The organism is Janthinobacterium sp. LM6 (assembly GCF_002002885.1).
In the GTDB taxonomy this organism is placed as follows: Bacteria; Pseudomonadota; Gammaproteobacteria; order Burkholderiales; family Burkholderiaceae_D; genus Janthinobacterium; species Janthinobacterium kumbetense.
This window is the reverse complement of sequence record NZ_CP019510.1, coordinates 731181-754757: the sequence shown is the minus strand read 5'-3', so window position 1 is coordinate 754757 and position 23577 is coordinate 731181. Positions and strand designations below refer to the sequence as shown.

Below are 23577 nucleotides of genomic sequence, written 5' to 3'. Positions count from 1 at the left end.
CAGGGCTGCAGGTTGATGGTAGTTGCCGGGGGGGCATAAAGCACAATATTGTCGCACGGAAATGCTCACTTTCCTGCGTAATACTCTGGCACGATCAGGGTGACTTCCAGTCCACCGTCGACATGATTGAGCAGTGAAACCGTGGCGCCATGCTGTTCGGCAATATTGCGCGCGATGGTCAGGCCCAGGCCCGTGCCGCCCGATTCGCGCGAGCGCGAAGTCTCGATGCGGTAAAACGGTTCGAATACCTTGGCCAGTTGATCTGGCGCAATGCCTGGCCCCCCGTCGCGGATGCGGATGCGCGCGGCACCCGGGATACGCTCGACGGCAACCTGCGCGTACAGACCATATTTGACGGCATTGTCGATCAAGTTCACCAGGCAGCGCCGCATGGCGATCGGGCGCGCCATCAAGGCCATGCCTGCCTGTCCATTCAGGGTGACTTTCTGGCCGGCATCAGCCGCGTCGGAACAGACACTATCTAACAGGGAATCGAGGTCGAGCGCCTGCATCGCTTCCGTGCTGTCCATCGAGCGGGCCAGGTCCAGCCCTTCCTTGACCATGCTCTGCATGGCCGACAAATCGCCCACCAGGCGGTCATACAATTCCGTATCGGCCACTTTTTCCAGGCGCAAGCGCAAGCGCGTCAGCGGCGTCTGCAGGTCGTGCGTGATGGCCGCCAGCATTTGTGTACGCTGGGAAATATGCTGGCGGATGCGCGCCTGCATGGCATTGAAGGCGGCGCTGGCCTGGCGGATCTCGCTGGCGCCCGACAGGGTCAGCGGCGGGTGGTTGATGTCATTGCCCAGGTCTTTCGCCGCCTGCGCCAGCTGCTTGAGCGGGCGCATGGTCATGCGCGTGACCAGGTAGGCGAGGATGGCGATGCTGATCAGGAAAGGCAGCAAGGTCATCCAGTCGTTATGCTCATTGAACGGCGGCTGCTGGCGCGGCGGCAAGACCATCAGGCGCAGCACGTGGCCATCCTGCATGCGCACGTCGAGGTTTTCGCACGTGCCGCCCCATGGCTTGGCGCCGAACATGCCCGGCGTCTGGCGCGGTTTGACGCAGGCGGCCGGGCGTTCGGCCAGCGCGCTGACCTTGAAGCCTTCGCCCAGCTTGGCTTGCAGGGCGGTGGAAAATTCCGTCGGCGCGCCGGGCGTATGTTCCGTATCGGGACGCAGCTCCAGGCGCACGCTGCCCTTGTTCGCGACTTTCAGGTAGGCGGCGCGCGAAGCCAGCGGCACCACGTCGGCTGCCATCACCAACTGCTCGGCCCGCTCGACGGCGTGGTAGTCGCGGTATTGCTCGATGGCGCGCTGGCGTTCCCCCACGGCCAGCCACTGCGTCAGCGCGGCCGACGCGACGATGCCGATCAGCAAGAACATGAAGACGCGGCCCGTCATCGACCCGAGGAAGGCCTTCACGCGTGCGGCTCCACATTGACCTGGCCGGCCAGTACGTAGCCGCCGTTGCGCACGGTTTTGATGATTTGCGGCAAGCGGGCATCTTCACCGAGCTTTTGCCGCAGGCGGCTGATCTGGATATCGATCGAGCGGTCAAACGGGTCGGCGTCGCGGCCCTGCGTCAGGTTCAGCAGCTGGTCGCGGTTGAGCACGCGGTTCGGGTGTTCCAGGAACACGCGCAGCAAGCGAAATTCCGCGCCCGACAGCATGATCACCAGGCCGCTGGGATTGAGCAGGTGGCGCGCCGTCAAGTCCAGGGTCCAGCCGGAAAAGCGGATTTGCTGCGCCTTGTCCGATGGCACGTTCGACGGCATGGCATGGCTGCGGCGCAGCACGCTACGTATGCGCGCCAGCAATTCACGCGGTTCGAACGGCTTCGGCAAGTAATCGTCGGCGCCCATTTCCAGGCCCAGGATACGGTCCAGCGGCTCATTGCGCGCCGTCAACATGATCACCGGCACCGTCGATTGGGCGCGCAGCTTGCGGCACAGGGTCAGGCCATCGTCGCCAGGCAGGTTCAAGTCCAGCACGATCAGGTCGGGCCGCGTTTCATCGAGGATTTTCCACATGGCCGTGCCATCCGCCGCGCCCAGGGTGCGGTAGGCGTTCGTTTCCAGGTAGTCCGCCAGCAAGCTGCGGATATCGCGGTCATCGTCGACGATGAGAATTGTAGAAGTGGGTTCCATGGTACGAATTATCCCCACTTCCCCCGGCCTTGCACAGCGCATTTGTATCGTCTTGTATATAGGAGACCCGAAGAAACATATAGATACAAACTGTCTGGCAGCGGACACTTCGGGGAAACATGGCGCGTCCAACATGGATTCATGTGCAGCAACATGTACATCCCTCACTTTTACAAAGGAATCCAGATGAACGCCTCAATGACAACCTTGCGCAAGAATTTGATCATCGCCATGAGCGTACTCGGCATGGGTGCGGCATCGCTGACCGTCCACGCCCAGGAAGCGGCCGCCAGCGCGCCTGCCGCCAGCACCAAAATGCAACATGAAGGCCAGCGCGGCCAGCACCGCGCAAGCAACCCGGCCGAGCGCATGGCCAAGTACCAGGCGCGCCTGCACGACAAGCTGAAGCTGACAGCCGCGCAAGAACCGGCCTGGGCCACTTTCACGGCCGCCAATGCGCCGAAAAAACCGATGGGCGACTGGAAAGCCAGGCGCGAGGCGATGGCCAAGCTGTCGGCGCCGGAACGCATGGAGCAATGGATTGCCATGTCGAAGGAACGCATCGCGAACCAGGAAAGCCGCCTGGCCTCGCTGAAAACCTTTTATGCCGTGCTGACCCCGGAGCAAAAGAAAGTGTTTGACGACAGCGTGCCTGGCGACAAGCACGGCGGCCACCGTGGTGGCCACCATGGCGGTCACGACGGCATGCAACAGCATCCCAAAGCCGGCTAAGTTGTAGCGGGTGTAAAAACAGAAAAAGCCTGCGATGCAGGCTTTTTCTTATTGGCGAGACAAGTGACCGCTCACTGCCCGTCGAGCTTGCGCAACGAGGCCAGGAAAGTGGCAGCATTCTGGAAGCCGATCACGCGCGACTGGGCGATTTCCTGCCCTTGCTGGTTGAACATAATGATGCCCGGCGGGCCGAACAGCTGAAAACGTTTCAGCATGGCCTTGTCGTCGGCATCATTGGCCGTCACGTCCACTTGCAGCAGCACGGCTTGCCCCATCTTCTCGCGCACGGCAGGATCGACGAAGGTCAGTTTTTCCATTTCGATACACGACACGCACCAGTCCGCATAAAAGTCCAGCAGGGCCGGCTTGCCGTTCAACTGCGCCAGCGCCGCATCGAGCTGCGCCACGGTCTTTACGCGCATAAACGGCTGCGCGTGCACTTGCCCACCGCCGAGGTGGGCCAGCGGCGCCAGCGGATCGCGGCCGCCGCTGGCCACGCCCACCAGTTGCATCGCGCCCAGCACGGCAAACACGAGGCCGAATGCCTTGGCGATCCAGGCGTTCTTCGCGCCGCTCTTGCCCACCAGCAAATACATGCCGTAGCCGACAAACAGCACCGTCCAGCCCAGCATCTGCACGGCGCCTGGCAGCACGGGCGAAACCAGCCACCAGGCCACGCCCAGCTGCAGTACGCCAAAGAAGCGCTTGACGGCGTCCATCCAGGCGCCGGCGCGGGGAAGCAAGGTGCCGGCCGACACGCCAACCAGCAGCAGAGGTACGCTCATGCCCACCGCCATGGCAAACAAGGCGCTGCCGCCGATGACGACGTCGCGCGTCTGGCTGATGTACAGCAAGGCGCCGGCCAGCGGCGCGGCCACGCAGGGTCCCACGATCAGCGCGGAAATGGCGCCCATGACGAACACGCCCGCCAGGCGGCCCGACGATTGCTGGTTCGACACGGACGTCAGCTTGCCTTGCAGGAAAGCCGGCACTTGCAGTTCATACAAGCCGAACATCGACAGCGCCAGGCCCGCCATCAGCAGGGCAAAGAAGCCCAGTACCCACGGGTTTTGCAGCTGGGCCGCCAGGCCTTCGCCCGCCAGGCCGGCCGCCACGCCCAGCGCCGTATACACGATGGCCATGCCCAGCGCGTACGTCAGCGACAGCAGCAAGCCGCGCGAGCGGCTGACCTTGGCGCCATCGCCGATGATGATCGACGACAAAATCGGCACCATCGGCAGCACGCACGGCGTAAACGCCAGGCCCAGGCCCAGCAGCATGAACAGGGGCACGATGACGAGCAGCTTGCCGCCCTTCAGGGCCGCCTCGATCTTGCCCATCTCGCTTTGCGCGGGCGCGGCGCTTGCCGCCACGGGCGCCGCCGCTACCGGCTCGGACGTGCTGGTGATATCGGCCTGGGGAATGCTCAGCACGGACACACCGGGCGACGCCTGCGCCTGCGGACCGTTGATGGCAGCCGTATCGACTGCCGGCGCGGCGGGCAAGGCGAATTTCGACGGCAGGCCCGCGCCGGGCGCCACGCTCTGGCCGCCGCCCCCGCCCACCAGCTGGGCTGTCGCATCCTGCGGCGCATAGCACAGGCCCTTGTCGGAGCAGCCCTGGCCCGTCGCCTTCAGGGTGAACGCGCCGGCCGCCTCAACGGGAATGGTGATGGTCAGGGTCTTGCGGAAGGTTTCCACATTCTTCTGGAAGGTATCGTCAAACTTGACCTTGCCAGCCGGATACACGGGCGTGCCCAGCTTGGCGCCCACGGCCTCGAACTTGAAGCGCTCGTGGTACATATAGTAGCCGTCGGCGATCACGTAGGTGACGGCGATGGTGGACGGATCCTGCATGCGGGCGGAAAATTTGAAGGCCAGCTCGGGATCGAGGAATTCATCGTCGGCGCGGGCATGATTGGCGCCAAAGACGGCCATGGCCAGCAGCATACAGGTGGCAAGCCAGATCAGCAGTTGATGCAGGGGAGCGGCGCGCGCGGAGGCGCTGGAGGGGAAACGGGACATGAACTACCTTTTCGACCATTCGACGGAGGACGCGCGGAGCAGGCAGCGCATGTGCCGGGCCGGCGCGAAAGAAGAATAGTACACCGCAGCAAGGATAGCTGCAGCAGAAAACAAAAAAGCCAGGCTAGGCCTGGCTTTCTTAGATGCAATTACTGGGATTACTCGCCAGCAACTTCAACTGCTTCGGTCGTATCTGGACGATCCATCAGTTCAACGAACGCCATAGGAGCGTTATCGCCGACGCGGAAACCCATTTTCAGGATACGCACATAACCACCGTTACGGTTGGCGAAACGTGGGCCCAGTTCAGCGAACAGTTTGACGACCATTTCACGGTCGCGCAGGCGGTTGAAGGCCAGACGCTTGTTTGCCAGGGAGTCGGTTTTGCCCAGGGTCAGAATTGGCTCGACAACGCGGCGCAGTTCTTTTGCTTTTGGCAGGGTGGTTTTGATCGCTTCGTGACGCAGCAGCGATACTGTCATGTTGCGCAGCATTGCCAGACGGTGGGACGAGGTACGATTCAGTTTACGGAGGCCGTGACCGTGACGCATGATAAATCCTTTCGGTGAGTGTTTAAATTCCAGCTCTTCGATCAATGAGGCAGAAGCTTCATCGCGGGCCGGTTTGGTGCTACAAAATAAAAGCCTGGGACACCTGTCCCAAGCAGTTTGCTACAACTACGAATTACTTTTCCAGGCCGGCAGGCGGCCAGTTTTCCAGCTTCATGCCCAAGGTCAAGCCGCGCGATGCCAGCACTTCCTTGATTTCGTTCAGGGACTTGCGGCCCAGATTTGGCGTTTTCAGCAGTTCGTTTTCCGAACGTTGGATCAGGTCGCCGATGTAGTAGATGTTTTCCGCTTTCAGGCAGTTCGCCGAACGCACGGTCAACTCCAGGTCGTCGACTGGACGCAACAGGATAGGATCGACCAGCGGAGCGCGCGATGGCGCTTCGGCGGCGGCTTCCGTGCCTTCCAGGGCGGCGAACACATTCAGCTGGTCCACCAGGACGCGGGCCGACTGGCGGATCGCTTCTTCCGGCGAGATCACGCCGTTGGTCTCGATGTTGATGATCAGCTTGTCCAGGTCAGTACGCTGTTCAACGCGGGCCGATTCAACGAAGTACGATACACGGCGCACTGGCGAGAACGACGCATCGAGGATGATGCGGCCGATGGTCTTGTTCGTGTCTTCCGACAGGCGACGCACGTTACCAGGAACGTAGCCGCGGCCTTTTTCAACCTTGATCTGCATGTCCAGCTTGCCACCAGCGGTCAGGTGGGCGATCACGTGGTCAGGGTTGATCAGTTCGACGTCATGCGGCAGGTCGATGTCGGAGGCCAGGATCGCGCCTTCGCCTTCTTTTTTCAGGGTCAGGGTTACCGAATCGCGGTTGTGGACTTTGAAAACCACACCCTTCAAGTTCAGCAACAGATCGACGACGTCTTCTTGCACGCCATCGAGGGAGGAATATTCGTGGACGACGCCAGCGATCGTCACTTCGGTCGGCGCGTAGCCTACCATCGACGACAGCAGAACGCGGCGCAACGCGTTACCCAATGTGTGGCCATAGCCGCGCTCGAACGGTTCCATCACGACTTTGGCGTGACCTGCACCGAGAGCTTCAACATCGATAATACGTGGCTTCAACAAACTGTTTTGCATGAAATGTCCTTTTCAATACCCTCGGCTCATTACACCGATAAGGCTGATGGCATTAGTAAAACGCCCACTCGATCGAGTGGGCGGAGGTGGTGCTAACTACTATTAACGCGAGTACAGCTCGACGATCAGCGATTCGTTGACGTCGTTAGCGATTTCGTTACGCTCTGGCAGGGACTTGAAGGTACCTTCCATTTTCTTGGCATCAACCGAAACCCAGCTAGGCATACCAACTTGTTCGGCCAGCGACAGTGCTTCAACGATACGCACTTGCTTTTTCGATTTTTCACGAACAGCAACGATGTCGCCAACTTTAACTGCGTACGAAGCGATGTTCACAACGATACCGTTCACGGTGAACGCTTTGTGGCTGACCAATTGACGCGCTTCAGCGCGGGTCGAGCCAAAGCCCATGCGGTAGCAAACGTTGTCCAGACGCGTTTCCAGCAACTTCAACAGCGTTTCGCCGGTGTTGCCTTTACGACGGTCTGCTTCAGCGAAGTAGCGGCGGAATTGACGTTCCAGCACGCCGTACATGCGCTTGACTTTTTGCTTTTCGCGCAGTTGGTTACCGTAGTCCGAGGTGCGGGCGCCGGATTTGACACCGTGCTGGCCTGGCTTGACGTCCAGTTTGCACTTGCTGTCCAGCGAGCGACGTGCGCTCTTCAGGAACAGGTCTGTACCTTCACGGCGGGAAAGTTTTGCTTTAGGTCCGATATAACGTGCCACGATACTTCCTTTTTTTAAATGATAACGCCCCAGCCACATGCATGATCAAACACACTGATGCGGTTAGGCGCTAGTCTGATTTGGTTTCAATCAGACGGTGGCTGAAAACGAAAAACCCGTCAAACAGGATTTGACAGGCAAGAACAGCCGGGCAGTATAACCGTTTCCGGCTCTCTGCTCCAGCGTTTTCACACAACTGTACTGAGTTACAACAGACAGCAAAGCAGCTGGCGCCGAAGCGCCCTCTGCAACACTATCTTAGATACGACGACGTTTCGGTGGACGGCAACCGTTGTGCGGTACCGGCGTCACGTCCTGGATCTCGGTGATCTTGATGCCCAGGTTGTTCAGCGCGCGAACGGCGGATTCACGACCAGGACCTGGGCCCTTGATACGTACTTCCAGGTTCTTCACGCCACACTCAACAGCCACTTTACCAGCGGCTTCCGCGGCGACCTGCGCTGCGAATGGGGTCGATTTACGCGAACCCTTGAAGCCTGCACCGCCGGAGGTAGCCCACGACAAGGCATTGCCTTGACGATCGGTGATGGTAATGATGGTGTTATTGAACGAAGCGTGGACATGTGCGATGCCTTCAGCGACGTTCTTTTTAACTTTTTTACGCACGCGTGCTGATGCGGCGTTATTTTGCGACTTAGCCATAATTATTCCCTAGCGGATTATTTTTTCAGCGATTGAGCGGCTTTACGCGGTCCCTTGCGGGTACGTGCGTTCGTACGCGTACGCTGGCCACGGCAAGGCAGACCCTTACGATGACGCATGCCGCGGTAGCAACCCAGATCCATCAAACGCTTGATGTTCATGGACAGTTCACGACGCAGATCGCCTTCGACGATGAATTTACCTACTTCATCGCGCAGCTTTTCCAGTTCGCTGTCATCCAGATCTTTGATCTTTTTGTTGGTTGCTACACCGGTCGATGCACAGATTTTCTCTGCGCGTGGACGGCCCACACCGTAGATGGCCGTCAGGCCGATAACGGTATGCTGATGATTTGGGATATTAACCCCTGCAATACGTGCCATTTGTTATTCCTCGATTAACCTTGACGCTGCTTGTGACGTGGTTCCACGCAGATAACGCGGACTACGCCTTTGCGCTTGATGATCTTGCAGTTGCGGCAGATCCGCTTGACTGATGCGAGAACTTTCATTTTTGGGCTCTTTCTTTCGCTTCTTTGGTTTGATTCAGTGTGTTACTTGGTACGGAACACAATGCGGGCTCGGCTCAGGTCATACGGCGTTAACTCCACCGTCACCTTGTCTCCAGGGAGAATGCGAATATAGTTCATCCGCATTTTACCTGAAATATGCCCGAGCACCACGTGTCCGTTCTCCAGCTTCACTCGAAATGTTGCATTTGGGAGATTCTCAAGAATCTCGCCCTGCATCTGTATGACGTCGTCTTTTGCCATTCGGTATGTTTACCGCGCTTAACGCGTCGGAATTCCGCCCTTGAAATTTGCTTTGCGCAGCAGCGAATCATATTGCTGCGACATCACGTAGTTCTGTACTTGCGCCATGAAATCCATGGTGACAACTACAATAATCAATAAAGAAGTACCGCCGAAATAGAATGGTACTTTCCACTGGGCTTGCATAAATTCCGGCAATAAACACACCAGGGTGATGTAGACTGCGCCGGCAAGTGTCAAGCGTGTCAGGATCTTGTCGATGTAACGGGCTGTCTGTTCGCCTGGACGGATCCCGGGAATGAACGCACCGCTTTTCTTCAAGTTATCCGCTGTTTCCTTGCTGTTAAACACCAGCGCTGTATAGAAGAAACAGAAAAACACGATCGCCACTGCGTACAACAGCGCATGGATAGGCTCACCAGGCCCCATCGATGCTGCCAAATCTTTCAAGAACCGCACCGCAGGGTTAGCGTTGTCGGCGCCCTTTGAAAACCAGTCCACGATAGTGGCCGGGAACAAGATGATCGAAGAAGCAAAGATCGGCGGGATCACGCCGGCCATGTTCAGCTTCAACGGCAAATGGCTGGTTTGACCGCCATAAATCTTGTTGCCTACCTGGCGCTTCGCGTAATTGACCAATATTTTGCGCTGACCACGTTCGACGAATACAACGAAGTACGTTACCAGTGCTACCAGGATCACGATGAAAATCGCGCTGAAGCTGCCGATCGAACCATTCGACACCTGAGTGAACAAGCCACCCAACGCCGACGGCAGACCTGCTGCAATCCCGGCAAAAATGATGATCGAGATGCCATTCCCCAAGCCACGCTCGGTAATTTGCTCACCCAACCACATCAAAAACATTGTTCCGGTCAACAAAGTGACGACCGTCACGAAGCGGAATGCAAGACCAGGCTCCAACACCAGACCAGCTTGCGACTCCAGTGCGACTGCAATGCCTAACGCTTGGAACAGTGCCAGGGCAACCGTGAAATACCGGGTGTACTGGGTGATCTTGCGACGACCTGCTTCGCCTTCTTTTTTCAACGCTTCCATCTGCGGTGACACGATCGACAGCAATTGCATGATGATCGAGGCCGAGATATAAGGCATGATACCCAGCGCAAACACTGTAAAACGAGACAAGGCACCGCCCGAGAACATGTTGAACATGCCCAGGACGCCGCCTTCGTGCTCCTTGAACAGCGAGGCTAATTGTGTCGGGTCAATCCCGGGAACCGGGACGTGAGCACCGATACGATAAACCACCAATGCGCCAAGCAAAAACCAGAGCCGTCCCCAAGGGAAACCGGCCGCTGCACTTTTAGCAAGTTGTGGATTAGTCGCCAATTTTCGCTCCGATCAAGCTGTTAGCGGTCAACTCAGGCTACCGAGCCGCCGGCTGCTTCGATGGCGGCTTTCGCGCCAGCGGACACTTTCAAGCCCTTCAAATTCACCGCTTTGGTGATTTCGCCGGACAAGATCACGCGCACGTCACGGGCCAACACGCCCAGAACGCCAGCTTGCTTCAAGACCAGAATGTCGACATCGCCAACAGCCAGGTTGTTCAGATCGGACAGGCGCACTTCAGCTTTGAAGGTTGCGTGCATCGATTTGAAACCGCGCTTAGGCAGACGGCGTTGCAGAGGCATCTGACCGCCTTCGAAACCGACTTTATGAAAGCCGCCCGAACGCGATTTCTGACCTTTGTGACCACGACCCGAGGTTTTACCCAGGCCGGAGCCGATACCGCGACCGACGCGACGCTTGTAGTGCTTAGCGCCTTCGGCTGGTGCAATAGTATTCAATTCCATGATTTGCTCCGTTCGTGTAAGCCCGAAGGCTTACCCGACAACTTTAACGAGATACGATACTTTATTGATCATGCCGCGTACGGATGGGGTGTCTTGCAATTCGGAAACCGAATTTACACGACGCAGACCCAGACCGCGCACGGTAGCGCGATGCGATTCGCGCGTACCGATCAAGCCCTTGACCAATTGCACTTTGACTGTGTTTGTCATTTTGTCCACCTTAAGCCAGAATGTCTTCGACCGACTTGCCGCGTTTGGCAGCGATATCGGAAGCAGTGCTCATTTTCGACAGGCCGTCCAGCGTAGCGCGTACCAGGTTGTATGGGTTGTTCGAACCGGTGGATTTCGCCACCACGTCCGTCACGCCCATCACTTCGAAGATAGCGCGCATTGCGCCACCAGCGATAACGCCAGTACCAGGCTTAGCTGGGTTCATCAGGACCTTGGAGGCGCCGTGACGACCAACAACCGTGTGATGCAAGGTGCCGTTTTTGAGCGGTACTTTGATCAGGTTGCGACGGGCTTCTTCCATTGCCTTCTGCACGCCAACTGGCACTTCTTTCGATTTACCCTTGCCCATGCCGACGCGGCCATCGCCATCACCAACTACGGTCAGCGCGGCGAAACCCATGATACGACCACCCTTGACCACTTTGGTCACGCGGTTGATCGCGATCATTTTTTCGCGCATGCCATCATCCGGCTTGTCGCTTTGCATTTTTGCTTGCATTTTTGCCATGATTGATCCTTAGAACTTCAGACCGGCTTCGCGTGCGGCTTCTGCCAACGCTTTCACACGGCCGTGGTAACGGAAACCGGAGCGGTCAAACGCAACTTCGGTAATCCCTGCTTTCAACGCTTTTTCAGCGACGCGCTTGCCGATCAAGGCTGCAGCAGCGGCATTGCCGCCTTTGCCGGATTGGCCTGCCAGTTCAGCGCGAACTTCCGCTTCAGCCGTCGAGGCCGAAACCAGGACTTTAGCGTCCGGGCTGATCAGGTTGGCGTAAATGTGCAGGTTGGTGCGATGCACCGACAAGCGATTTACTTTCAATTCCGCAATCTTGATGCGGGTTTGGCGTCCGCGGCGAAGCCGTGATTCTTTCTTATCCATCGTCAGCCCCTAATTACTTCTTCTTGGTTTCTTTAAGCTTAACCACTTCGTCCGCATAGCGAACGCCCTTGCCTTTATAAGGCTCAGGAGCGCGGTAAGCACGAACTTCAGCGGCTACCTGGCCAACCTGTTGACGGTCGATACCTTTAATCAGGATCTCGGTCGGGGTTGGTGTTGCGCAGGTAACGCCAGCTGGCATGTCATGCACTACAGGGTGCGAGAAACCCAGGGACAGATTCAGCTTGTCGCCTTGAGCTTGCGCCTTGTAACCCACGCCTACCAGGTTCAGCTTTTTCTCGAAACCCTTGGTGACGCCAACAACCATGTTGTTGACCAGTGCGCGCAGCGTGCCGGACATGGCATTGGCTTCGCGGCTGTCGTTCGCCACGTCGAAACTCAGGGTTCCTGCATTGTTTTCCACTTTGACCTGGCCGGTGAGGGCCTGGGAAAGTACGCCCAGCGGGCCTTTTACGGTGATCGCTTGTGCGGAGATGGCGACTTCGGCGCCAGCTGGCACTACGATAGGCATTTTAGCTACTCGAGACATGTGTAACTCCTTAAGCCACGTAGCAAATAACTTCGCCGCCGACACCGGTAGCGCGTGCTTTGCGGTCAGTCATGACGCCTTGCGGAGTCGACACGATCGCCACACCCAAGCCATTCATCACAACAGGGATCTCGTCTTTGCCCTTGTAGACGCGCAGACCCGGACGGGACACGCGCTCCAAGCGCTCAATGACGGGACGGCCAACATAATACTTCAAACCGATTTTCAGTTCCGCTTTGCCACCAGCTTCGGCAACAGCGAAATCTTCAATGTAACCCTCGTCCTTCAGGACGCTGGCAATCGCAATTTTGACTTTCGACGATGGCATGGCCACGGTCGTCTTTTGCACGCCTTGTGCATTGCGAATGCGGGTCAGCATATCGGCGATAGGATCGCTCATACTCATTGCATATTCTCCTATTACCAGCTTGCTTTTGTCATACCCGGAATTTCACCACGCATGGCGAATTCACGGAGCTTGATACGACCCAGACCGAATTTACGGAATGTGCCGCGCGGACGACCAGTGATGGCGCAACGGTTACGTTGACGCGTCGGGTTCGAGTTACGTGGCAGCGCCTGCAGTTTCAGGCGAGCTTCGTAGCGCTCTTCTTCCGATTTCGATTGGTCATCGACGATGGCCTTGAGAGCTTCGCGCTTAGGGGCGAATTTCGCCACCAGGTCAGCACGCTTGATCTCACGATTAATCAGTGACAGTTTGGCCATGATCAGTTCCTGAAAGGGAATTTAAAGGCGGCGAGCAAAGCTTTGGCTTCGTCATCGGTCTTAGCGGTTGTCGTGATGCTGATATTCATACCGCGCAACGCGTCAATCTTGTCGTATTCGATTTCAGGGAAAATGATCTGTTCCTTGACACCGATGTTGTAGTTGCCACGACCATCAAATGCACGGCCGTTCACACCACGGAAATCGCGTACGCGCGGCAGAGCCACGGTAATGAAGCGATCCAGGAACTCGTACATGCGAGCGCCGCGCAGGGTGACCATCGTACCGATCGGGTAACCTTCACGGATTTTGAAGCCTGCGATCGCTTTGCGGGACTTGGTGGTCACTGGCTTCTGGCCGGCGATCTTGGTCAAGTCAGCAACTGCGTGCTCGAGAACTTTTTTATCCGCGATAGCCTCACCAACACCCATGTTCAGGGTGATCTTGGTCAGGCGTGGAACTTCCATTACCGACTTGTAACCAAACTTGCTGGTCAGGTCGGCAACGACTTTTTCTTTATAGAATTCTTGGAGACGTGCCATGATTTCTTAAGCCTTCACTACTTCGCCGGAGGATTTAAAGATGCGAACTTTCTTGCCGTCCACTTCTTTGAAACCCACGCGATCTGCCTTGCCAGTCGCTGCATTAAACAATGCAACGTTGGACACGTGAATTGGCATGGTCTTATCGACGATACCACCAGTTACGCCAGTCATCGGGTTTGGCTTAGTCGCTTTTTTAGCGATGTTAATGCCGTCAACCACGATATGTTCAGCATCGATACGCTGCTGTACCACACCACGTTTGCCCTTGTCTTTCCCGGTCAGAACGATGACTTCGTCGTTTTTACGAATCTTATCCATTACGACTCCTTACAGGACTTCCGGTGCCAGGGACACGATTTTCATGAACTTCTCAGTGCGCAGTTCGCGCGTGACAGGTCCAAAAATACGGGTACCGATCGGTTCCAGCTTGGCGTTCAACAGAACGGCGGCATTGCCGTCGAACTTCACCAGGGAACCGTCTTGGCGGCGAACACCTTTAGCGGTGCGCACAACCACGGCGTTATAAATTTCACCTTTTTTGACACGGCCACGTGGCGCAGCAACCTTAACGGTTACCTTGATCACATCGCCAATGCCAGCATAACGGCGCTTGGAGCCGCCCAATACCTTGATGCACATTACTTCTTTGGCACCGGTATTGTCAGCCACTTCGAGCCGGCTTTCAGTTTGAATCATAGTATTCTCTTTCCCAACTTAAGCCGAAGAATCCACACAATGTAGACCCACGGTCAGTCTTGGTCCCGCCAGAGCCGCCCTGCTGGGCTTCACTGTTTGGGTGCATGACCTTCATACATCAACTGACCGCGAATGCTACTGTCTGTGGCCAGACACTTTGCGGCGTTACATGAACGAAGCCCGCAAGTATTACATACAATTTGCGGGCCTGCAAGTACTAATTAAAAGCCACCGCCGAAACGGTGGTTTTTATTTAAACGGTTGGTGCGGCTTGAACCACACGTGTCACCGTCCATGCCTTCGTTTTGGAGATCGGGCGACCTTCCTGGATCTCGACCGTGTCACCGGCCTTGACTTGGTTGGTCTCGTCATGCGCGTGATACTTGTTCGAACGCATGATGATCTTGCCATACAAAGGATGTTTTACGTGGCGCTCGATCAGAACGGTAACGGTCTTGTCCATCTTGTCCGAAACCACTTTACCGATCAGCGTGCGCTTGAGCGACTGTTTCACTGGTTCGTTCATTTGGCTTCCTTCAGATTCATTACCGTCTTCACACGCGCGATATCGCGGCGTACCTTCTTGAGCTGCGAAGTGTTGCTCAGCTGCTGCGTAGCGATTTGCATGCGCAGGCCGAACTGTGCCTTCAACAGGTCATTCAGCTCTTTTTGCAGAGCTGGCTGGTCCTTGCCGCGGAGTTCAGATGCTTTCATATACAACTCCAATTATTGGCCGACTTGGCGGATGACAAACGTCGTCGCCAGTGGCAGTTTAGCGGCGGCAAGACGGAATGCTTCCCGTGCCAGCGCTTCATCAACGCCATCCATTTCATACAGTACTTTGCCTGGCTGAATTTCAGCGACGTAGTACTCAGGATTACCTTTACCGTTACCCATACGGACTTCAGCCGGTTTGTTCGAAATCGGTTTGTCCGGGAAAATACGGATCCAGATACGGCCACCGCGCTTGATGTGACGCGTCATTGCACGACGCGCCGCTTCAATTTGACGCGCAGTGATACGACCGCGCGCAACTGCCTTCAGACCGAATTCGCCAAACGACACGGCGGTGCCGCGGCTGTGCGAAATACCGGTATTACGGCCTTTCTGCTCTTTACGATACTTTCTGCGTGCTGGTTGCAGCATGATTATTCTCCTGCTTTCTCAGCTGGTGCTGCTGCGGCGGCCGGTTTAGCGGCGGTACGCACACGTGCACCTGGTGCTGTGGATGGTTTCGCACCGGCACCGGCTGGACGTGGACGGCCAGCTGGCTTGCCATCGTCACGGCGTGGGCCGCGGCTTTTCTTCTCGTCAGCTGGGGTATCGATGACTGGTGCATCGCCGTTAGGCGCGCGGTCACCCTTGTATACCCACACCTTGACACCGATGATGCCGTAGGTGGTCGACGCTTCGCTGGTACCGTAGTCGATATCGGCGCGCAGGGTATGCAGAGGCACGCGGCCTTCGCGGTACCACTCTTTACGCGCGATTTCGATACCGTTCAGACGGCCGGACGACATGATCTTGATACCGAGAGCACCCAGGCGCATTGCATTTTGCATTGCACGCTTCATGGCGCGGCGGAACATGATCCGTTTTTCCAGCTGCTGAGCGATCGAATCGGCGATCAGTTGCGAGTCGATTTCTGGCTTGCGAATTTCTTCGATGTTCACGTGAACAGGCACGCCCATGATCTTGGTCAGCGCGGACTTCAGTACTTCGATGTCTTCGCCTTTTTTACCAATGACCACGCCTGGACGCGAGCTGTAGATCGTGAAGCGCGCGTTCTTGGCTGGGCGCTCGATAACGATGCGGCCAACGGAAGCGTTCTTCAGTTTCTTTTTCAGGTAAGCACGTGCTTTCAAGTCTTCGTTCAGCATGGCAGCGAAATTACCGTTGCCTGCATACCAGCGCGAAGCCCAGTTACGGGTGACCGCCAGACGGAAACCGGTTGGATGAATTTTCTGACCCATCGTGGCTCCTTAGTTACCGACAGTCACGTAAACGTGACAGGATTGTTTCGAAATACGGTCGCCACGGCCTTTTGCACGCGCGGTGAAGCGCTTCAGGACGGGGCCCTTTTCGACGTAGATCGTTTTCACGAACAATTCGTCGATGTCCGCGCCATCATTGTGCTCGGCATTCGCAATAGCGGATTCCAGAACGCGTTTGATGATCGCAGCACCTTTTTTCGGGCTGAATTGCAAGATGTTGAGTGCAGCGTCAACTTTCTTGCCACGGATCAGGTCAGCAACCAGGCGGCCCTTTTGGTCCGACAGGCGCACACCTTTGAGGATAGCTTTAGTTTCCATTATTTCTTAGCCTTTTTGTCAGCTGCATGGCCCTTGAACGTACGGGTCAGTGCGAATTCGCCGAGCTTGTGACCAACCATGTTTTCGGAAACATAAACCGGCACGTGCAGCTTGCCGTTATGAACCGCGATCGTCAGGCCGATAAAGTCAGGCATGATTGTCGAACGACGCGACCAGGTTTTGATTGGCTTTTTGTCTTTGGCTGCTTGCGCGGCTTCAACTTTTTTCACCAGGTGGGCGTCACAGAACGGCCCTTTTTTCAATGAACGTGTCATGTGCTACCCCTTATTTCTTGCCGCGGCGCGAGACGATCATGGAAGTAGTACGCTTGTTGCTGCGTGTCTTCTTACCCTTAGTCTGTTGGCCCCAAGGCGAAACTGGATGACGACCAGCTGCTGTTTTACCTTCACCACCACCGTGCGGGTGATCGACCGGGTTCATGACCACACCGCGAACGGTAGGACGAACACCGCGCCAGCGCATCGCGCCAGCCTTACCGATTTTACGCAGGCTGTGCTCGGCATTGCCGACTTCACCAACCGTAGCACGGCACTCGATGTGCACGCGACGTACTTCACCCGAGCGCAGACGCACTTGAGCGTAGGTACCTTCACGTGCCATCAGCACAACGCCGGCGCCGGCGGTACGTGCCATTTGGGCACCTTTACCTGGCAGCATTTCAACGCAATGCATCACGGTACCGACTGGGATGTTACGGATTGGCAAGCAGTTACCCGATTTGATCGGTGCTTCCGAACCGTTCATCACGCTGTCGCCAACGGCCATGCCTTTGGTTGCGATGATGTAGTGACGTTCGCCGTCGGCGTAGCACAACAGAGCGATATTCGCGGTGCGGTTTGGATCGTATTCGATACGTTCCACTTTCGCTGGAATACCATCTTTGGTGCGCTTGAAGTCGATCAAGCGGTAGTGTTGCTTATGACCACCACCGATATGACGGGTGGTGATGTGACCGTTGTTGTTACGACCAGCGGTCTTGGATTTCTTTTCAACCAGGGCAGCAAACGGACGACCTTTGTACAGGTCGGCATTCACCACCTTCACCATGCCGCGACGGCCTGGCGAGGTTGGTTTCATCTTAACGAGTGCCATTATGCAGCCTCCTCGGAGAAGTTGATTTCCTGGCCAGGCTTCAGGCACACGAAAGCACGCTTGGTATGGTTACGACGACCGTTGAACTTGCCGGTGCGCTTTTGCTTACCTTCGCGGTTTGCAGTTTGCACGGACAGAACTTCAACCTTGAACAGCAGTTCGACCGCTGCCTTGATTTCAGGCTTGGTTGCATCCGGCAGTACGCGGAATACAATTTGCTCGTTCTTTTCCGCGACCATGGTGGCCTTTTCGGAAATCACGGGCGCCAACAGCACCTTCATCAAGCGTTCTTCGCTATGTTTCAAAATCGCGCTCATGCCAGCATCTCCTCAATCTTGGCCAATGCAGCTTTGGTGACCAGGATCTTCTTGTAGAACACCAGGGACATCGGGTCTGCGTGACGTGGCTCAACGACGAGTACGTTAGGCAGGTTGCGCGATGCCAGTTCCAGGTTTTCGTTCAGAACGTCGGTGATGATCAGAACCGAATCAAAGCCCAGGCCGTTCAATTTTTGCGACAGCAGCTTGGTTTTTGGCGCGTCGATCGTCAGATCGTCGATGACGATCAGGCGCTCTTCGCGAGCCAGCTGCGACAGGATCGAGCAGATACCTGCGCGATACATCTTTTTGTTCACTTTGTGGGTGAAGTTTTCGTCAGGCGAGTTCGGGAAAATCCGACCACCGCCGCGCCACAGTGGCGACGACGACATACCAGCACGAGCGCGGCCGGTACCTTTTTGGCGCCATGGCTTTTTCGTCGTGTGGTGAACTTCTTCACGGTCTTTTTGCTTGCGGTTACCACTACGTGCATTCGCTTGATAAGCGATGACGACTTGGTGGATCAGCGCTTCATTGTAGTCACGGCCGAAAATCGTATCGGCTGCAGCAACGTTCGAGGCGGCTTGACCTTGCGCATTCAGAAGCTTGAGTTCCATCGTTTAAGCTCCCTTCTTGGCTTTGGTTTTGATGGCTGGCGAGACAACTACCTGGCCATTTTTCGCACCTGGAATCGCGCCTTTGACCAGCAACAGCTGACGGTCGGCATCGATACGGGCGATCACGAGGTTCTGGATCGTACGGTTAACGTCACCCAGATGACCGGTCATGCGCTTACCAGGGAAAACGCGACCTGGATCTTGTGCCATACCGATGGAACCTGGAACGTTATGCGAACGCGAGTTACCGTGCGTTGCACGGCCAGAAGCGAAGTGGTAACGTTTGATAACGCCTGCATAGCCTTTACCGATGGTAACGCCTTGCACGTCGATCTTTTGACCGACTTCGAACAGGGAAGCAGCGACAACATCGCCAGCTTTCAGTTCAGCGGCTTTGGCAGCGTCGACACGGAACTCTTTCAACAGAGTACCGGCTTCAACACCAGCTTTAGCGTGATGACCAGCAACAGCTTTGGTCACGCGGGAAGCGCGACGTTGACCGAATGCGACCTGAACAGCGGAGTAACCATCTGTTTCAGGGGTTTTGATTTGCGCAACACGGTTGTTCGATACGTCCAACACGGTGACAGGAATCGAATCCCCTTCATCCGTGAAAATGCGCATCATACCAACCTTGCGACCGAGAAGGCCTAGGCTCATTTTTTCTCCATTCCCACCTGCGATTGGGCGGGGCTTGTTTAACTACAAAGTAACGTAGGACTCAAAAAAGACGAATCCATACCGAAGCCGGCTAGTATATAGCACAAAAACCCTTGACGCAACAAGTTAACACGAGGTATGTCAAAGTGTTGCGCGACGCCCCTGCGGGAGTTGTCGCACACCTCCCGCAATTGTCGCAGCGCCTCGTCAAAATGAGCATCCATGCGCCCTGGCGCCACAAAAAGAAGGGCGCGGACCAGGCTTGTGCCCCGTCCGCGCCCATGCGTCATGCGAGTCGCTGGTCTAGCCGTTGCAGCGCTCCAGGCAATGCTGCAGCAGGTCACGGCAAATCGGGCTGCCGCCCAATGAACCGGTGCAGCCGACATAGCTGCTGTCGCAGCGCGAACGGCATTGCCAGACATCCTCACTCGCCGCGGCATACGCGTAACCGGCACTCAGGCCGCAGGCAAAGAGGAAAAAAGCCAGTTTCTTGATCATGGTGCTGTCTCCAGGTTTGTATGTTGGAATGAAAGGAACTGCCCAGTGGCGGCAAGCCACCCTTCCTGCCGCCCACTATCACTCCCGCAAACCGCAACACACAATACCGTGTTGCCCGGAAAGTAATACCAAAGACTACCGTAAACAATACCAACTTAAAACCACTTATTTTCCAAATCAGCAATCTTTTTCATGCCTCACTGGAGCAGGCTCTGAAGCTTGCTGCCCTCCCCTGCCTACCTGATACCAGTCCACCTTGCGCGTCGCCACCATGATGGCCGCCAGCACGGCGAACAGCAGGATGCTGCCCATCACCAGCGCATTGTTTTCCGAGTTCAGCAAGCCATACAGCGCGCCATACAGCATCGTCAGCGCCACGCCGAAGCCGATGCCGCGCCAGGCGTTGTGCAGCACGTGCGCCAGGTAAAAACTGGTCAGCACGATACAGGCGGCGCTGGCGATCAGATAGGCGGCCAGGAAGGCGATATGCTCGGCCAGGCCCACCAGCAGCAGGAAGAAGATCACCAGCGACAGGCCCACCAGCAGGTACTGCACCGGGTGGATCGGCAGGCTTTTCAGGATTTCGAAGATGAAGAAAGCGGCAAAAGTCAGCGCCACGAACAGCAAGCCATATTTGGTGGCGCGATCCGATTGCGAATACACGTTCACCGGCTCGATGAAGCCGACGCTGAAGCGGTCGATCTGGCCCAGCGGCGCGCTGTCGGGCACCTTGAACTCGCCTTCGATGCTGCTCAGCTGCGTTTGCGCATTGGTGGCCAGCGACGAGATATTCCATTCGGCTTGAAAGCCATCGGCGTTGATCTGGCGATTCTTCGGCGACGGCAGGAAGCGCCCGCCAAACTGCGGATGGGGCCAGTTCGACTTGATGCTGATCTGGCTGTTTTTTGCCACCGGCACGAAATGCTGGCGTTCGATGCCGTCGAGGCCCAGGTCAAAGCTGAATTTCACCTGTTGCGCCTGCGCCAGCGGCATGGCGCCCAGCGGCGCGTGCAAGCCGCTGCGGAAGGCAAACAGGTCGCTGCCCTGCTCAAACTCGATCTGGCGCCCGCCCCAATCGATTTTCGGGATATTGCGGATGCCGCGCACGTCCTCGATGGACAGCGCGACAAAAGGCTCGCCCAGAGTGACGCGCGAATCCGGCGACTTTCGCGGCAGCTGCGTGCTGGCCGGCACCGTGAAGTCGCCCCTGAACGCATGCTGGCCGCTGTACACCAGCACCTGGTGGATGCCACGGTAGCGGCGGTCGGTCTCGATGGTGCCGTCCTGCAGCAAGAAGTTCGGATACACGAGCTGGCGGCGCTGCACCGTGCGGCGCAGCAACTCCGTGCGTACGGGCGCTTTCACTTCCTTGTCATCGCCCTTGGCCACCTCCACGCGCTCCTCGTACTGCTCCGTGTAGGGAATCACCAGGATGGGACCGATGATGGTTTGTTCGCGCACCGAATCGGCGGCGATGCTGTTGACGGCTTCCTGGCGGAATTCCATCCGCTCCTTAATCGTTTCCTGAATCATCAGCAAAGGCAGGCCGATCACCAGCATCAGGCCGAACACGATCAACGCTTTGACGAATAGAGTTTTTTGCATGGCGCATCCTTGAAGTGAGGATGCCAGTGTAAAAAAACCATGTGCGCTGAATGTGCGTTGCGTGTGAAGTCCGGAAATAATTGCAAGGCGCTACGCCAGCGGCAGGCGCAGACGCGCGCAGGCGCCGCCCTCCGGATGATTGAGCACCTCGACCGTGCCGCCATGCAGGGAAGCGACCTCGCGCACAAAGGGCAGGCCCAGGCCCGTGCTCTTGCCGGCGCTCGGACGCGGCAGGGAATAAAAGCGCTCGAAGACGCGCTCGAGCGCATACGCGGGAATGCCTGCGCCGCGGTCGCGCACGACAATGTCCACGTGCGCGCCCTGGCGCCGCGCCGTCAGGTCGATGCAGCTGCCTGGCGGCGCAAAGCCGGCCGCGTTGTCGAGCAGATTGCCCAGCGCCTGACGCAGCAGCAGGGCGTCGCCGGCCACGCTCAGCTCTTCGGCATCGAGCCGCAACTGCACGCCGCGTACCGCCAGGCTGGCGGCCGCGTCCTGCGCCACTTGCGCCAGCAGGGCACCCAGCGCGATGCGCTCGGGGTTGTCCAAGCGCTGCTGCTTTTCCACGCGCACCAGGGCCAGCAGTTTGTCGATCAGCTGCCGCTGGCGCGCATTCTGCTCCAGGATGCTGGCGAGGAACTGGCGGCGCTCGGCCGGCGGCATGTCTTCCTGCAGCAGTTCGGCCGAGGCCTGGATGGCAGCGATCGGACTTTTCAATTCATGCGCCAGGGTATGCATCAGCTGCTCCACATATTCCTTGCCCTCCAGGCGCGTGCGCATCGCCTCCAGCGCCCGCCCCAGGGTGCCGATCTCGTTCCTGCCCAGCGCCGGCAGTGCCACCTTGCGCCCTGCTTCCACGTCGCCGATGTAATGCATCAGCTTGCCCAGTGCATGGTGCAACCACCAGGCGAATGCCAGGCCAATCAACAGCGACAGCAGCAACAGCACGGCGCCGCGCTGCAGTATCTTGCGCTGGCTGCGCTCGACAAACGCTTGCACGCTGGCATTCGGCTTGGCCACCGTCAGCACGCCGATCACCGCGCTGCCGTCGCGAATCGGCGCGGCCACGTGCATGACCGTCGACATCTCGTCGTCTGGCCGGCTGCGCGTGCTGCGCGCGCCATACTTGCCCTGCAAGGTCAGATACACGTCATTCCAGCGCGCATAGTCGCGCCCCACGTCGCGCCCGCTGGAATCGAACAGCACGATGCCGCGCCGGTCCGTAATATAGATGCGGTAGTCGAGCGTGCGCTTGCGTACGCCATTGATATTGACGTCCACGCCATGGCGCGCGTAATCCTGCATGCGTTCGGCCACGGGCGACTGCGCCAGCGTGCCCGCCTTCACGTCGGGCGCCACCAGATTGGCCAGCAGTTGCGAAGTATCGACCAGGGTGTCTTCCAGGGTCGAGCGCACGCCGGGCTTGACCTGCTCCATGAAGACATTCAGCAGAAACCATGCAGCCAGCCCGACGATCAGGAAGTAGCCGAGCAGGATACGCAGGCCGATCTTCATGCGCCGGCCAGGCTGTAGCCGAGGCCACGGTGGGTGTGGATGGGGTCGACTTGCGCATCAATGGCGCGCAGCTTGGCGCGCAGCGATTTGACATGCGCGTCGACGGTGCGCTCGAGCGTGTCCGGCGCCCCGCTCCACACGCGCTCCATTAGCTGCGCGCGCGACAGCACGTGGCCCGGATGCTCAAGCAGGGTTTTCAGCAACAGGTATTCATAGCGGGTCAGATCCAACGGCTGGCCGTGAAAGATCACCTTCGCCTCCAGCGCCCGCAATTCGAAACGCGCCGGCGCGCCGGCAAGCGCGGCTATCGTCATGCCAGTCTCGCGGGGAGCTTGCGCGACACCTGCGCGGCGCAGGATGACGCGAATGCGCGCCACCAGTTCGCGTGGCGAAAACGGTTTCGTGACGTAATCGTCGGCGCCGATTTCCAGGCCGACGATACGGTCGATCTCATCGCTGCGGGCCGTCAGGAAGATCACAGGCACCTCGGAAAACTGGCGCAGCCGGCGGCACACTTCCAGCCCGCTCATGTCGGGCAAGCCCACGTCGAGCACCACCAGAACGGGCATTTGCGCGGCTTCGCCGGGCGTTGGGCGCAGCGCGGCCAGGGCTTGCTCGCCCAACATCACATGGCGCGGCACAAAGCCGTCCGTGCGCAAGGCATAGGCGATGCTGTCGGCAATCGCCTGTTCATCTTCCACGATCAGGACAGTCTTGGACATGGCGGCGGCACGCAGTAGTGGACAGACCCGGAGTATCCCTGAAGCACGCAA

General features: G+C 57.6%; 36 protein-coding genes. 1 reads left to right on the top strand and 35 read right to left on the bottom strand.

Annotated features, from left to right (window positions below; all coding sequences use genetic code 11):
• Positions 1 to 65: 65 nt before the first annotated feature.
• Complete coding sequence (locus BZG29_RS03335) at positions 66 to 1424, bottom strand: ATP-binding protein (protein ID WP_077398846.1); 1359 nt, start codon at positions 1422 to 1424, stop codon at positions 66 to 68.
• The gene (locus tag BZG29_RS03330) at positions 1421 to 2149 is read right to left on the bottom strand and encodes a response regulator (protein ID WP_034753223.1); all 729 of its coding nucleotides are present in this window, start codon (positions 2147 to 2149) and stop codon (positions 1421 to 1423) included. Before BZG29_RS03330 ends, BZG29_RS03335 begins: the two co-directional genes overlap by 4 nt.
• A 186-nt stretch (positions 2150 to 2335) precedes the next feature.
• On the opposite strand from BZG29_RS03330, the gene BZG29_RS03325 reads away from it, so the two are divergent.
• Positions 2336 to 2881, top strand: a complete 546-nt coding sequence (locus tag BZG29_RS03325; RefSeq protein ID WP_171984929.1) for a Spy/CpxP family protein refolding chaperone — start codon at positions 2336 to 2338, stop codon at positions 2879 to 2881.
• A gap of 71 nt (positions 2882 to 2952) precedes the next feature.
• Here BZG29_RS03325 and dsbD read toward each other — a convergent pair whose 3' ends face one another.
• The 33 genes from dsbD to creB all read right to left on the bottom strand — a co-directional run bounded on the left by dsbD (position 2953) and on the right by creB (position 23526).
• On the bottom strand, positions 2953 to 4830 hold the full coding sequence (gene dsbD, locus BZG29_RS03320; protein WP_171985129.1) for a protein-disulfide reductase DsbD: 1878 nt from the start codon (positions 4828 to 4830) through the stop codon (positions 2953 to 2955).
• A gap of 233 nt (positions 4831 to 5063) precedes the next feature.
• On the bottom strand, positions 5064 to 5456 hold the full coding sequence (gene rplQ, locus BZG29_RS03315) for a 50S ribosomal protein L17 (protein WP_034753219.1): 393 nt from the start codon (positions 5454 to 5456) through the stop codon (positions 5064 to 5066).
• Positions 5457 to 5589: 133 nt separating this feature from the next.
• The gene (gene rpoA / locus BZG29_RS03310; RefSeq protein WP_008444343.1) at positions 5590 to 6567 is read right to left on the bottom strand and encodes a DNA-directed RNA polymerase subunit alpha; all 978 of its coding nucleotides are present in this window, start codon (positions 6565 to 6567) and stop codon (positions 5590 to 5592) included.
• A gap of 102 nt (positions 6568 to 6669) precedes the next feature.
• Positions 6670 to 7293, bottom strand: a complete 624-nt coding sequence (gene rpsD / locus BZG29_RS03305) for a 30S ribosomal protein S4 (protein ID WP_010394478.1) — start codon at positions 7291 to 7293, stop codon at positions 6670 to 6672.
• A 258-nt stretch (positions 7294 to 7551) separates the two neighbouring features.
• Positions 7552 to 7956, bottom strand: a complete 405-nt coding sequence (gene rpsK / locus BZG29_RS03300) for a 30S ribosomal protein S11 (RefSeq protein WP_010394475.1) — start codon at positions 7954 to 7956, stop codon at positions 7552 to 7554.
• A 17-nt stretch (positions 7957 to 7973) separates the two neighbouring features.
• Complete coding sequence (gene rpsM / locus BZG29_RS03295; protein WP_046681666.1) at positions 7974 to 8339, bottom strand: 30S ribosomal protein S13; 366 nt, start codon at positions 8337 to 8339, stop codon at positions 7974 to 7976.
• Positions 8340 to 8353: 14 nt separating this feature from the next.
• Entirely contained in the window at positions 8354 to 8467 is a 114-nt protein-coding gene (rpmJ, locus tag BZG29_RS03290) for a 50S ribosomal protein L36 (protein ID WP_010394471.1), read from the bottom strand.
• A 42-nt stretch (positions 8468 to 8509) separates the two neighbouring features.
• Positions 8510 to 8728, bottom strand: coding sequence for a translation initiation factor IF-1 (gene infA, locus BZG29_RS03285; RefSeq protein WP_005663428.1), 219 nt, complete (start codon positions 8726 to 8728; stop codon positions 8510 to 8512).
• Between the two features lie 18 nt (positions 8729 to 8746).
• Entirely contained in the window at positions 8747 to 10081 is a 1335-nt protein-coding gene (secY, locus tag BZG29_RS03280) for a preprotein translocase subunit SecY (RefSeq protein ID WP_010394438.1), read from the bottom strand.
• A gap of 32 nt (positions 10082 to 10113) precedes the next feature.
• Positions 10114 to 10545 carry a 50S ribosomal protein L15 gene (gene rplO / locus BZG29_RS03275; protein WP_034753211.1) on the bottom strand — a complete coding sequence of 144 codons (432 nt, stop codon included), beginning with the start codon at positions 10543 to 10545 and terminating at the stop codon, positions 10114 to 10116.
• Positions 10546 to 10575: 30 nt separating this feature from the next.
• Entirely contained in the window at positions 10576 to 10755 is a 180-nt protein-coding gene (gene rpmD, locus BZG29_RS03270) for a 50S ribosomal protein L30 (protein ID WP_010394435.1), read from the bottom strand.
• 10 nt (positions 10756 to 10765) lie between these two features.
• A complete protein-coding gene (rpsE, locus tag BZG29_RS03265; protein WP_010394433.1) occupies positions 10766 to 11284 on the bottom strand; it encodes a 30S ribosomal protein S5 in 519 nt (172 codons plus the stop codon).
• A gap of 9 nt (positions 11285 to 11293) precedes the next feature.
• Positions 11294 to 11656, bottom strand: coding sequence for a 50S ribosomal protein L18 (gene rplR, locus BZG29_RS03260; protein WP_010394431.1), 363 nt, complete (start codon positions 11654 to 11656; stop codon positions 11294 to 11296).
• A 13-nt stretch (positions 11657 to 11669) separates the two neighbouring features.
• Positions 11670 to 12203, bottom strand: coding sequence for a 50S ribosomal protein L6 (rplF, locus tag BZG29_RS03255; RefSeq protein WP_034778281.1), 534 nt, complete (start codon positions 12201 to 12203; stop codon positions 11670 to 11672).
• Positions 12204 to 12213: 10 nt separating this feature from the next.
• Positions 12214 to 12609 (bottom strand): 30S ribosomal protein S8, encoded by a 396-nt coding sequence (gene rpsH, locus BZG29_RS03250; RefSeq protein ID WP_034753208.1) that lies wholly within the window; start codon positions 12607 to 12609, stop codon positions 12214 to 12216.
• A 14-nt stretch (positions 12610 to 12623) separates the two neighbouring features.
• Positions 12624 to 12929, bottom strand: coding sequence for a 30S ribosomal protein S14 (gene rpsN, locus BZG29_RS03245; RefSeq protein WP_010394423.1), 306 nt, complete (start codon positions 12927 to 12929; stop codon positions 12624 to 12626).
• A gap of 2 nt (positions 12930 to 12931) precedes the next feature.
• Positions 12932 to 13471, bottom strand: coding sequence for a 50S ribosomal protein L5 (rplE, locus tag BZG29_RS03240; RefSeq protein WP_010394421.1), 540 nt, complete (start codon positions 13469 to 13471; stop codon positions 12932 to 12934).
• Between the two features lie 6 nt (positions 13472 to 13477).
• Positions 13478 to 13792, bottom strand: coding sequence for a 50S ribosomal protein L24 (rplX, locus tag BZG29_RS03235; RefSeq protein ID WP_034753204.1), 315 nt, complete (start codon positions 13790 to 13792; stop codon positions 13478 to 13480).
• A gap of 9 nt (positions 13793 to 13801) precedes the next feature.
• Positions 13802 to 14170, bottom strand: coding sequence for a 50S ribosomal protein L14 (rplN, locus tag BZG29_RS03230; RefSeq protein ID WP_008444317.1), 369 nt, complete (start codon positions 14168 to 14170; stop codon positions 13802 to 13804).
• Positions 14171 to 14423: 253 nt separating this feature from the next.
• The gene (gene rpsQ, locus BZG29_RS03225) at positions 14424 to 14696 is read right to left on the bottom strand and encodes a 30S ribosomal protein S17 (RefSeq protein ID WP_010394415.1); all 273 of its coding nucleotides are present in this window, start codon (positions 14694 to 14696) and stop codon (positions 14424 to 14426) included.
• Positions 14693 to 14884: a 50S ribosomal protein L29 gene (gene rpmC / locus BZG29_RS03220; protein WP_010394412.1), complete on the bottom strand. Its 192-nt coding sequence runs from the start codon at positions 14882 to 14884 to the stop codon at positions 14693 to 14695. Before rpmC ends, rpsQ begins: the two co-directional genes overlap by 4 nt.
• A gap of 12 nt (positions 14885 to 14896) precedes the next feature.
• Positions 14897 to 15316 carry a 50S ribosomal protein L16 gene (gene rplP, locus BZG29_RS03215; protein ID WP_034753201.1) on the bottom strand — a complete coding sequence of 140 codons (420 nt, stop codon included), beginning with the start codon at positions 15314 to 15316 and terminating at the stop codon, positions 14897 to 14899.
• 2 nt (positions 15317 to 15318) lie between these two features.
• Positions 15319 to 16143: a 30S ribosomal protein S3 gene (rpsC, locus tag BZG29_RS03210; RefSeq protein ID WP_034753199.1), complete on the bottom strand. Its 825-nt coding sequence runs from the start codon at positions 16141 to 16143 to the stop codon at positions 15319 to 15321.
• A 9-nt stretch (positions 16144 to 16152) separates the two neighbouring features.
• The gene (rplV, locus tag BZG29_RS03205) at positions 16153 to 16485 is read right to left on the bottom strand and encodes a 50S ribosomal protein L22 (RefSeq protein WP_170840583.1); all 333 of its coding nucleotides are present in this window, start codon (positions 16483 to 16485) and stop codon (positions 16153 to 16155) included.
• Positions 16482 to 16757, bottom strand: coding sequence for a 30S ribosomal protein S19 (gene rpsS / locus BZG29_RS03200; RefSeq protein ID WP_008444295.1), 276 nt, complete (start codon positions 16755 to 16757; stop codon positions 16482 to 16484). The genes rplV and rpsS overlap by 4 nt, the downstream gene beginning before the upstream one ends.
• Before the next feature lie 10 nt (positions 16758 to 16767).
• Positions 16768 to 17595, bottom strand: coding sequence for a 50S ribosomal protein L2 (gene rplB / locus BZG29_RS03195; RefSeq protein WP_034753198.1), 828 nt, complete (start codon positions 17593 to 17595; stop codon positions 16768 to 16770).
• On the bottom strand, positions 17595 to 17912 hold the full coding sequence (gene rplW / locus BZG29_RS03190; RefSeq protein WP_010394398.1) for a 50S ribosomal protein L23: 318 nt from the start codon (positions 17910 to 17912) through the stop codon (positions 17595 to 17597). Before rplW ends, rplB begins: the two co-directional genes overlap by 1 nt.
• A complete protein-coding gene (rplD, locus tag BZG29_RS03185) occupies positions 17909 to 18529 on the bottom strand; it encodes a 50S ribosomal protein L4 (RefSeq protein ID WP_034753197.1) in 621 nt (206 codons plus the stop codon). Before rplD ends, rplW begins: the two co-directional genes overlap by 4 nt.
• A 3-nt stretch (positions 18530 to 18532) precedes the next feature.
• The gene (gene rplC / locus BZG29_RS03180; RefSeq protein WP_010394393.1) at positions 18533 to 19189 is read right to left on the bottom strand and encodes a 50S ribosomal protein L3; all 657 of its coding nucleotides are present in this window, start codon (positions 19187 to 19189) and stop codon (positions 18533 to 18535) included.
• A gap of 303 nt (positions 19190 to 19492) precedes the next feature.
• Complete coding sequence (locus BZG29_RS03175) at positions 19493 to 19687, bottom strand: hypothetical protein (protein ID WP_077398840.1); 195 nt, start codon at positions 19685 to 19687, stop codon at positions 19493 to 19495.
• 177 nt (positions 19688 to 19864) lie between these two features.
• Positions 19865 to 21292, bottom strand: coding sequence for a cell envelope integrity protein CreD (gene creD / locus BZG29_RS03170; RefSeq protein ID WP_077398837.1), 1428 nt, complete (start codon positions 21290 to 21292; stop codon positions 19865 to 19867).
• A 90-nt stretch (positions 21293 to 21382) separates the two neighbouring features.
• On the bottom strand, positions 21383 to 22804 hold the full coding sequence (gene creC / locus BZG29_RS03165; RefSeq protein WP_077398835.1) for a two-component system sensor histidine kinase CreC: 1422 nt from the start codon (positions 22802 to 22804) through the stop codon (positions 21383 to 21385).
• Positions 22801 to 23526, bottom strand: a complete 726-nt coding sequence (creB, locus tag BZG29_RS03160) for a two-component system response regulator CreB (protein ID WP_077398833.1) — start codon at positions 23524 to 23526, stop codon at positions 22801 to 22803. The genes creC and creB overlap by 4 nt, the downstream gene beginning before the upstream one ends.
• Positions 23527 to 23577: the final 51 nt, after the last annotated feature.

Excerpts from the sequence above, each read along its gene's own strand:
- rpsH (WP_034753208.1), bottom strand. The coding sequence starts at position 12,609 with ATGAGTATGAGCGATCCTATCGCCGATATGCTGACCCGCATTCGCAAT.
- infA (WP_005663428.1), bottom strand. The coding sequence starts at position 8,728 with ATGGCAAAAGACGACGTCATACAGATGCAGGGCGAGATTCTTGAGAAT.
- rplX (WP_034753204.1), bottom strand. The coding sequence starts at position 13,792 with ATGGATAAGATTCGTAAAAACGACGAAGTCATCGTTCTGACCGGGAAA.
- rplO (WP_034753211.1), bottom strand. The coding sequence starts at position 10,545 with ATGGAATTGAATACTATTGCACCAGCCGAAGGCGCTAAGCACTACAAG.
- rplQ (WP_034753219.1), bottom strand. The coding sequence starts at position 5,456 with ATGCGTCACGGTCACGGCCTCCGTAAACTGAATCGTACCTCGTCCCAC.
- rpmJ (WP_010394471.1), bottom strand. The coding sequence starts at position 8,467 with ATGAAAGTTCTCGCATCAGTCAAGCGGATCTGCCGCAACTGCAAGATC.
- rplP (WP_034753201.1), bottom strand. The coding sequence starts at position 15,316 with ATGCTGCAACCAGCACGCAGAAAGTATCGTAAAGAGCAGAAAGGCCGT.
- rplF (WP_034778281.1), bottom strand. The coding sequence starts at position 12,203 with ATGTCTCGAGTAGCTAAAATGCCTATCGTAGTGCCAGCTGGCGCCGAA.
- rpmD (WP_010394435.1), bottom strand. The coding sequence starts at position 10,755 with ATGACAAACACAGTCAAAGTGCAATTGGTCAAGGGCTTGATCGGTACG.
- rpsC (WP_034753199.1), bottom strand. The coding sequence starts at position 16,143 with ATGGGTCAGAAAATTCATCCAACCGGTTTCCGTCTGGCGGTCACCCGT.
- dsbD (WP_171985129.1), bottom strand. The coding sequence starts at position 4,830 with ATGCTGCTGGCCATGGCCGTCTTTGGCGCCAATCATGCCCGCGCCGAC.
- creB (WP_077398833.1), bottom strand. The coding sequence starts at position 23,526 with ATGTCCAAGACTGTCCTGATCGTGGAAGATGAACAGGCGATTGCCGAC.
- rplC (WP_010394393.1), bottom strand. The coding sequence starts at position 19,189 with ATGAGCCTAGGCCTTCTCGGTCGCAAGGTTGGTATGATGCGCATTTTC.
- creD (WP_077398837.1), bottom strand. The coding sequence starts at position 21,292 with ATGCAAAAAACTCTATTCGTCAAAGCGTTGATCGTGTTCGGCCTGATG.
- rpoA (WP_008444343.1), bottom strand. The coding sequence starts at position 6,567 with ATGCAAAACAGTTTGTTGAAGCCACGTATTATCGATGTTGAAGCTCTC.
- rpsM (WP_046681666.1), bottom strand. The coding sequence starts at position 8,339 with ATGGCACGTATTGCAGGGGTTAATATCCCAAATCATCAGCATACCGTT.
- rpsQ (WP_010394415.1), bottom strand. The coding sequence starts at position 14,696 with ATGAACGAACCAGTGAAACAGTCGCTCAAGCGCACGCTGATCGGTAAA.
- rplR (WP_010394431.1), bottom strand. The coding sequence starts at position 11,656 with ATGGATAAGAAAGAATCACGGCTTCGCCGCGGACGCCAAACCCGCATC.
- rplB (WP_034753198.1), bottom strand. The coding sequence starts at position 17,595 with ATGGCACTCGTTAAGATGAAACCAACCTCGCCAGGCCGTCGCGGCATG.
- rplN (WP_008444317.1), bottom strand. The coding sequence starts at position 14,170 with ATGATTCAAACTGAAAGCCGGCTCGAAGTGGCTGACAATACCGGTGCC.
- rpsK (WP_010394475.1), bottom strand. The coding sequence starts at position 7,956 with ATGGCTAAGTCGCAAAATAACGCCGCATCAGCACGCGTGCGTAAAAAA.
- rpsE (WP_010394433.1), bottom strand. The coding sequence starts at position 11,284 with ATGGCAAAAATGCAAGCAAAAATGCAAAGCGACAAGCCGGATGATGGC.
- rpsS (WP_008444295.1), bottom strand. The coding sequence starts at position 16,757 with ATGACACGTTCATTGAAAAAAGGGCCGTTCTGTGACGCCCACCTGGTG.
- rpsN (WP_010394423.1), bottom strand. The coding sequence starts at position 12,929 with ATGGCCAAACTGTCACTGATTAATCGTGAGATCAAGCGTGCTGACCTG.
- BZG29_RS03330 (WP_034753223.1), bottom strand. The coding sequence starts at position 2,149 with ATGGAACCCACTTCTACAATTCTCATCGTCGACGATGACCGCGATATC.
- creC (WP_077398835.1), bottom strand. The coding sequence starts at position 22,804 with ATGAAGATCGGCCTGCGTATCCTGCTCGGCTACTTCCTGATCGTCGGG.
- rplE (WP_010394421.1), bottom strand. The coding sequence starts at position 13,471 with ATGGCACGTCTCCAAGAATTCTATAAAGAAAAAGTCGTTGCCGACCTG.
- BZG29_RS03175 (WP_077398840.1), bottom strand. The coding sequence starts at position 19,687 with ATGATCAAGAAACTGGCTTTTTTCCTCTTTGCCTGCGGCCTGAGTGCC.
- rplW (WP_010394398.1), bottom strand. The coding sequence starts at position 17,912 with ATGAGCGCGATTTTGAAACATAGCGAAGAACGCTTGATGAAGGTGCTG.
- rplD (WP_034753197.1), bottom strand. The coding sequence starts at position 18,529 with ATGGAACTCAAGCTTCTGAATGCGCAAGGTCAAGCCGCCTCGAACGTT.
- BZG29_RS03325 (WP_171984929.1), top strand. The coding sequence starts at position 2,336 with ATGAACGCCTCAATGACAACCTTGCGCAAGAATTTGATCATCGCCATG.
- rpmC (WP_010394412.1), bottom strand. The coding sequence starts at position 14,884 with ATGAAAGCATCTGAACTCCGCGGCAAGGACCAGCCAGCTCTGCAAAAA.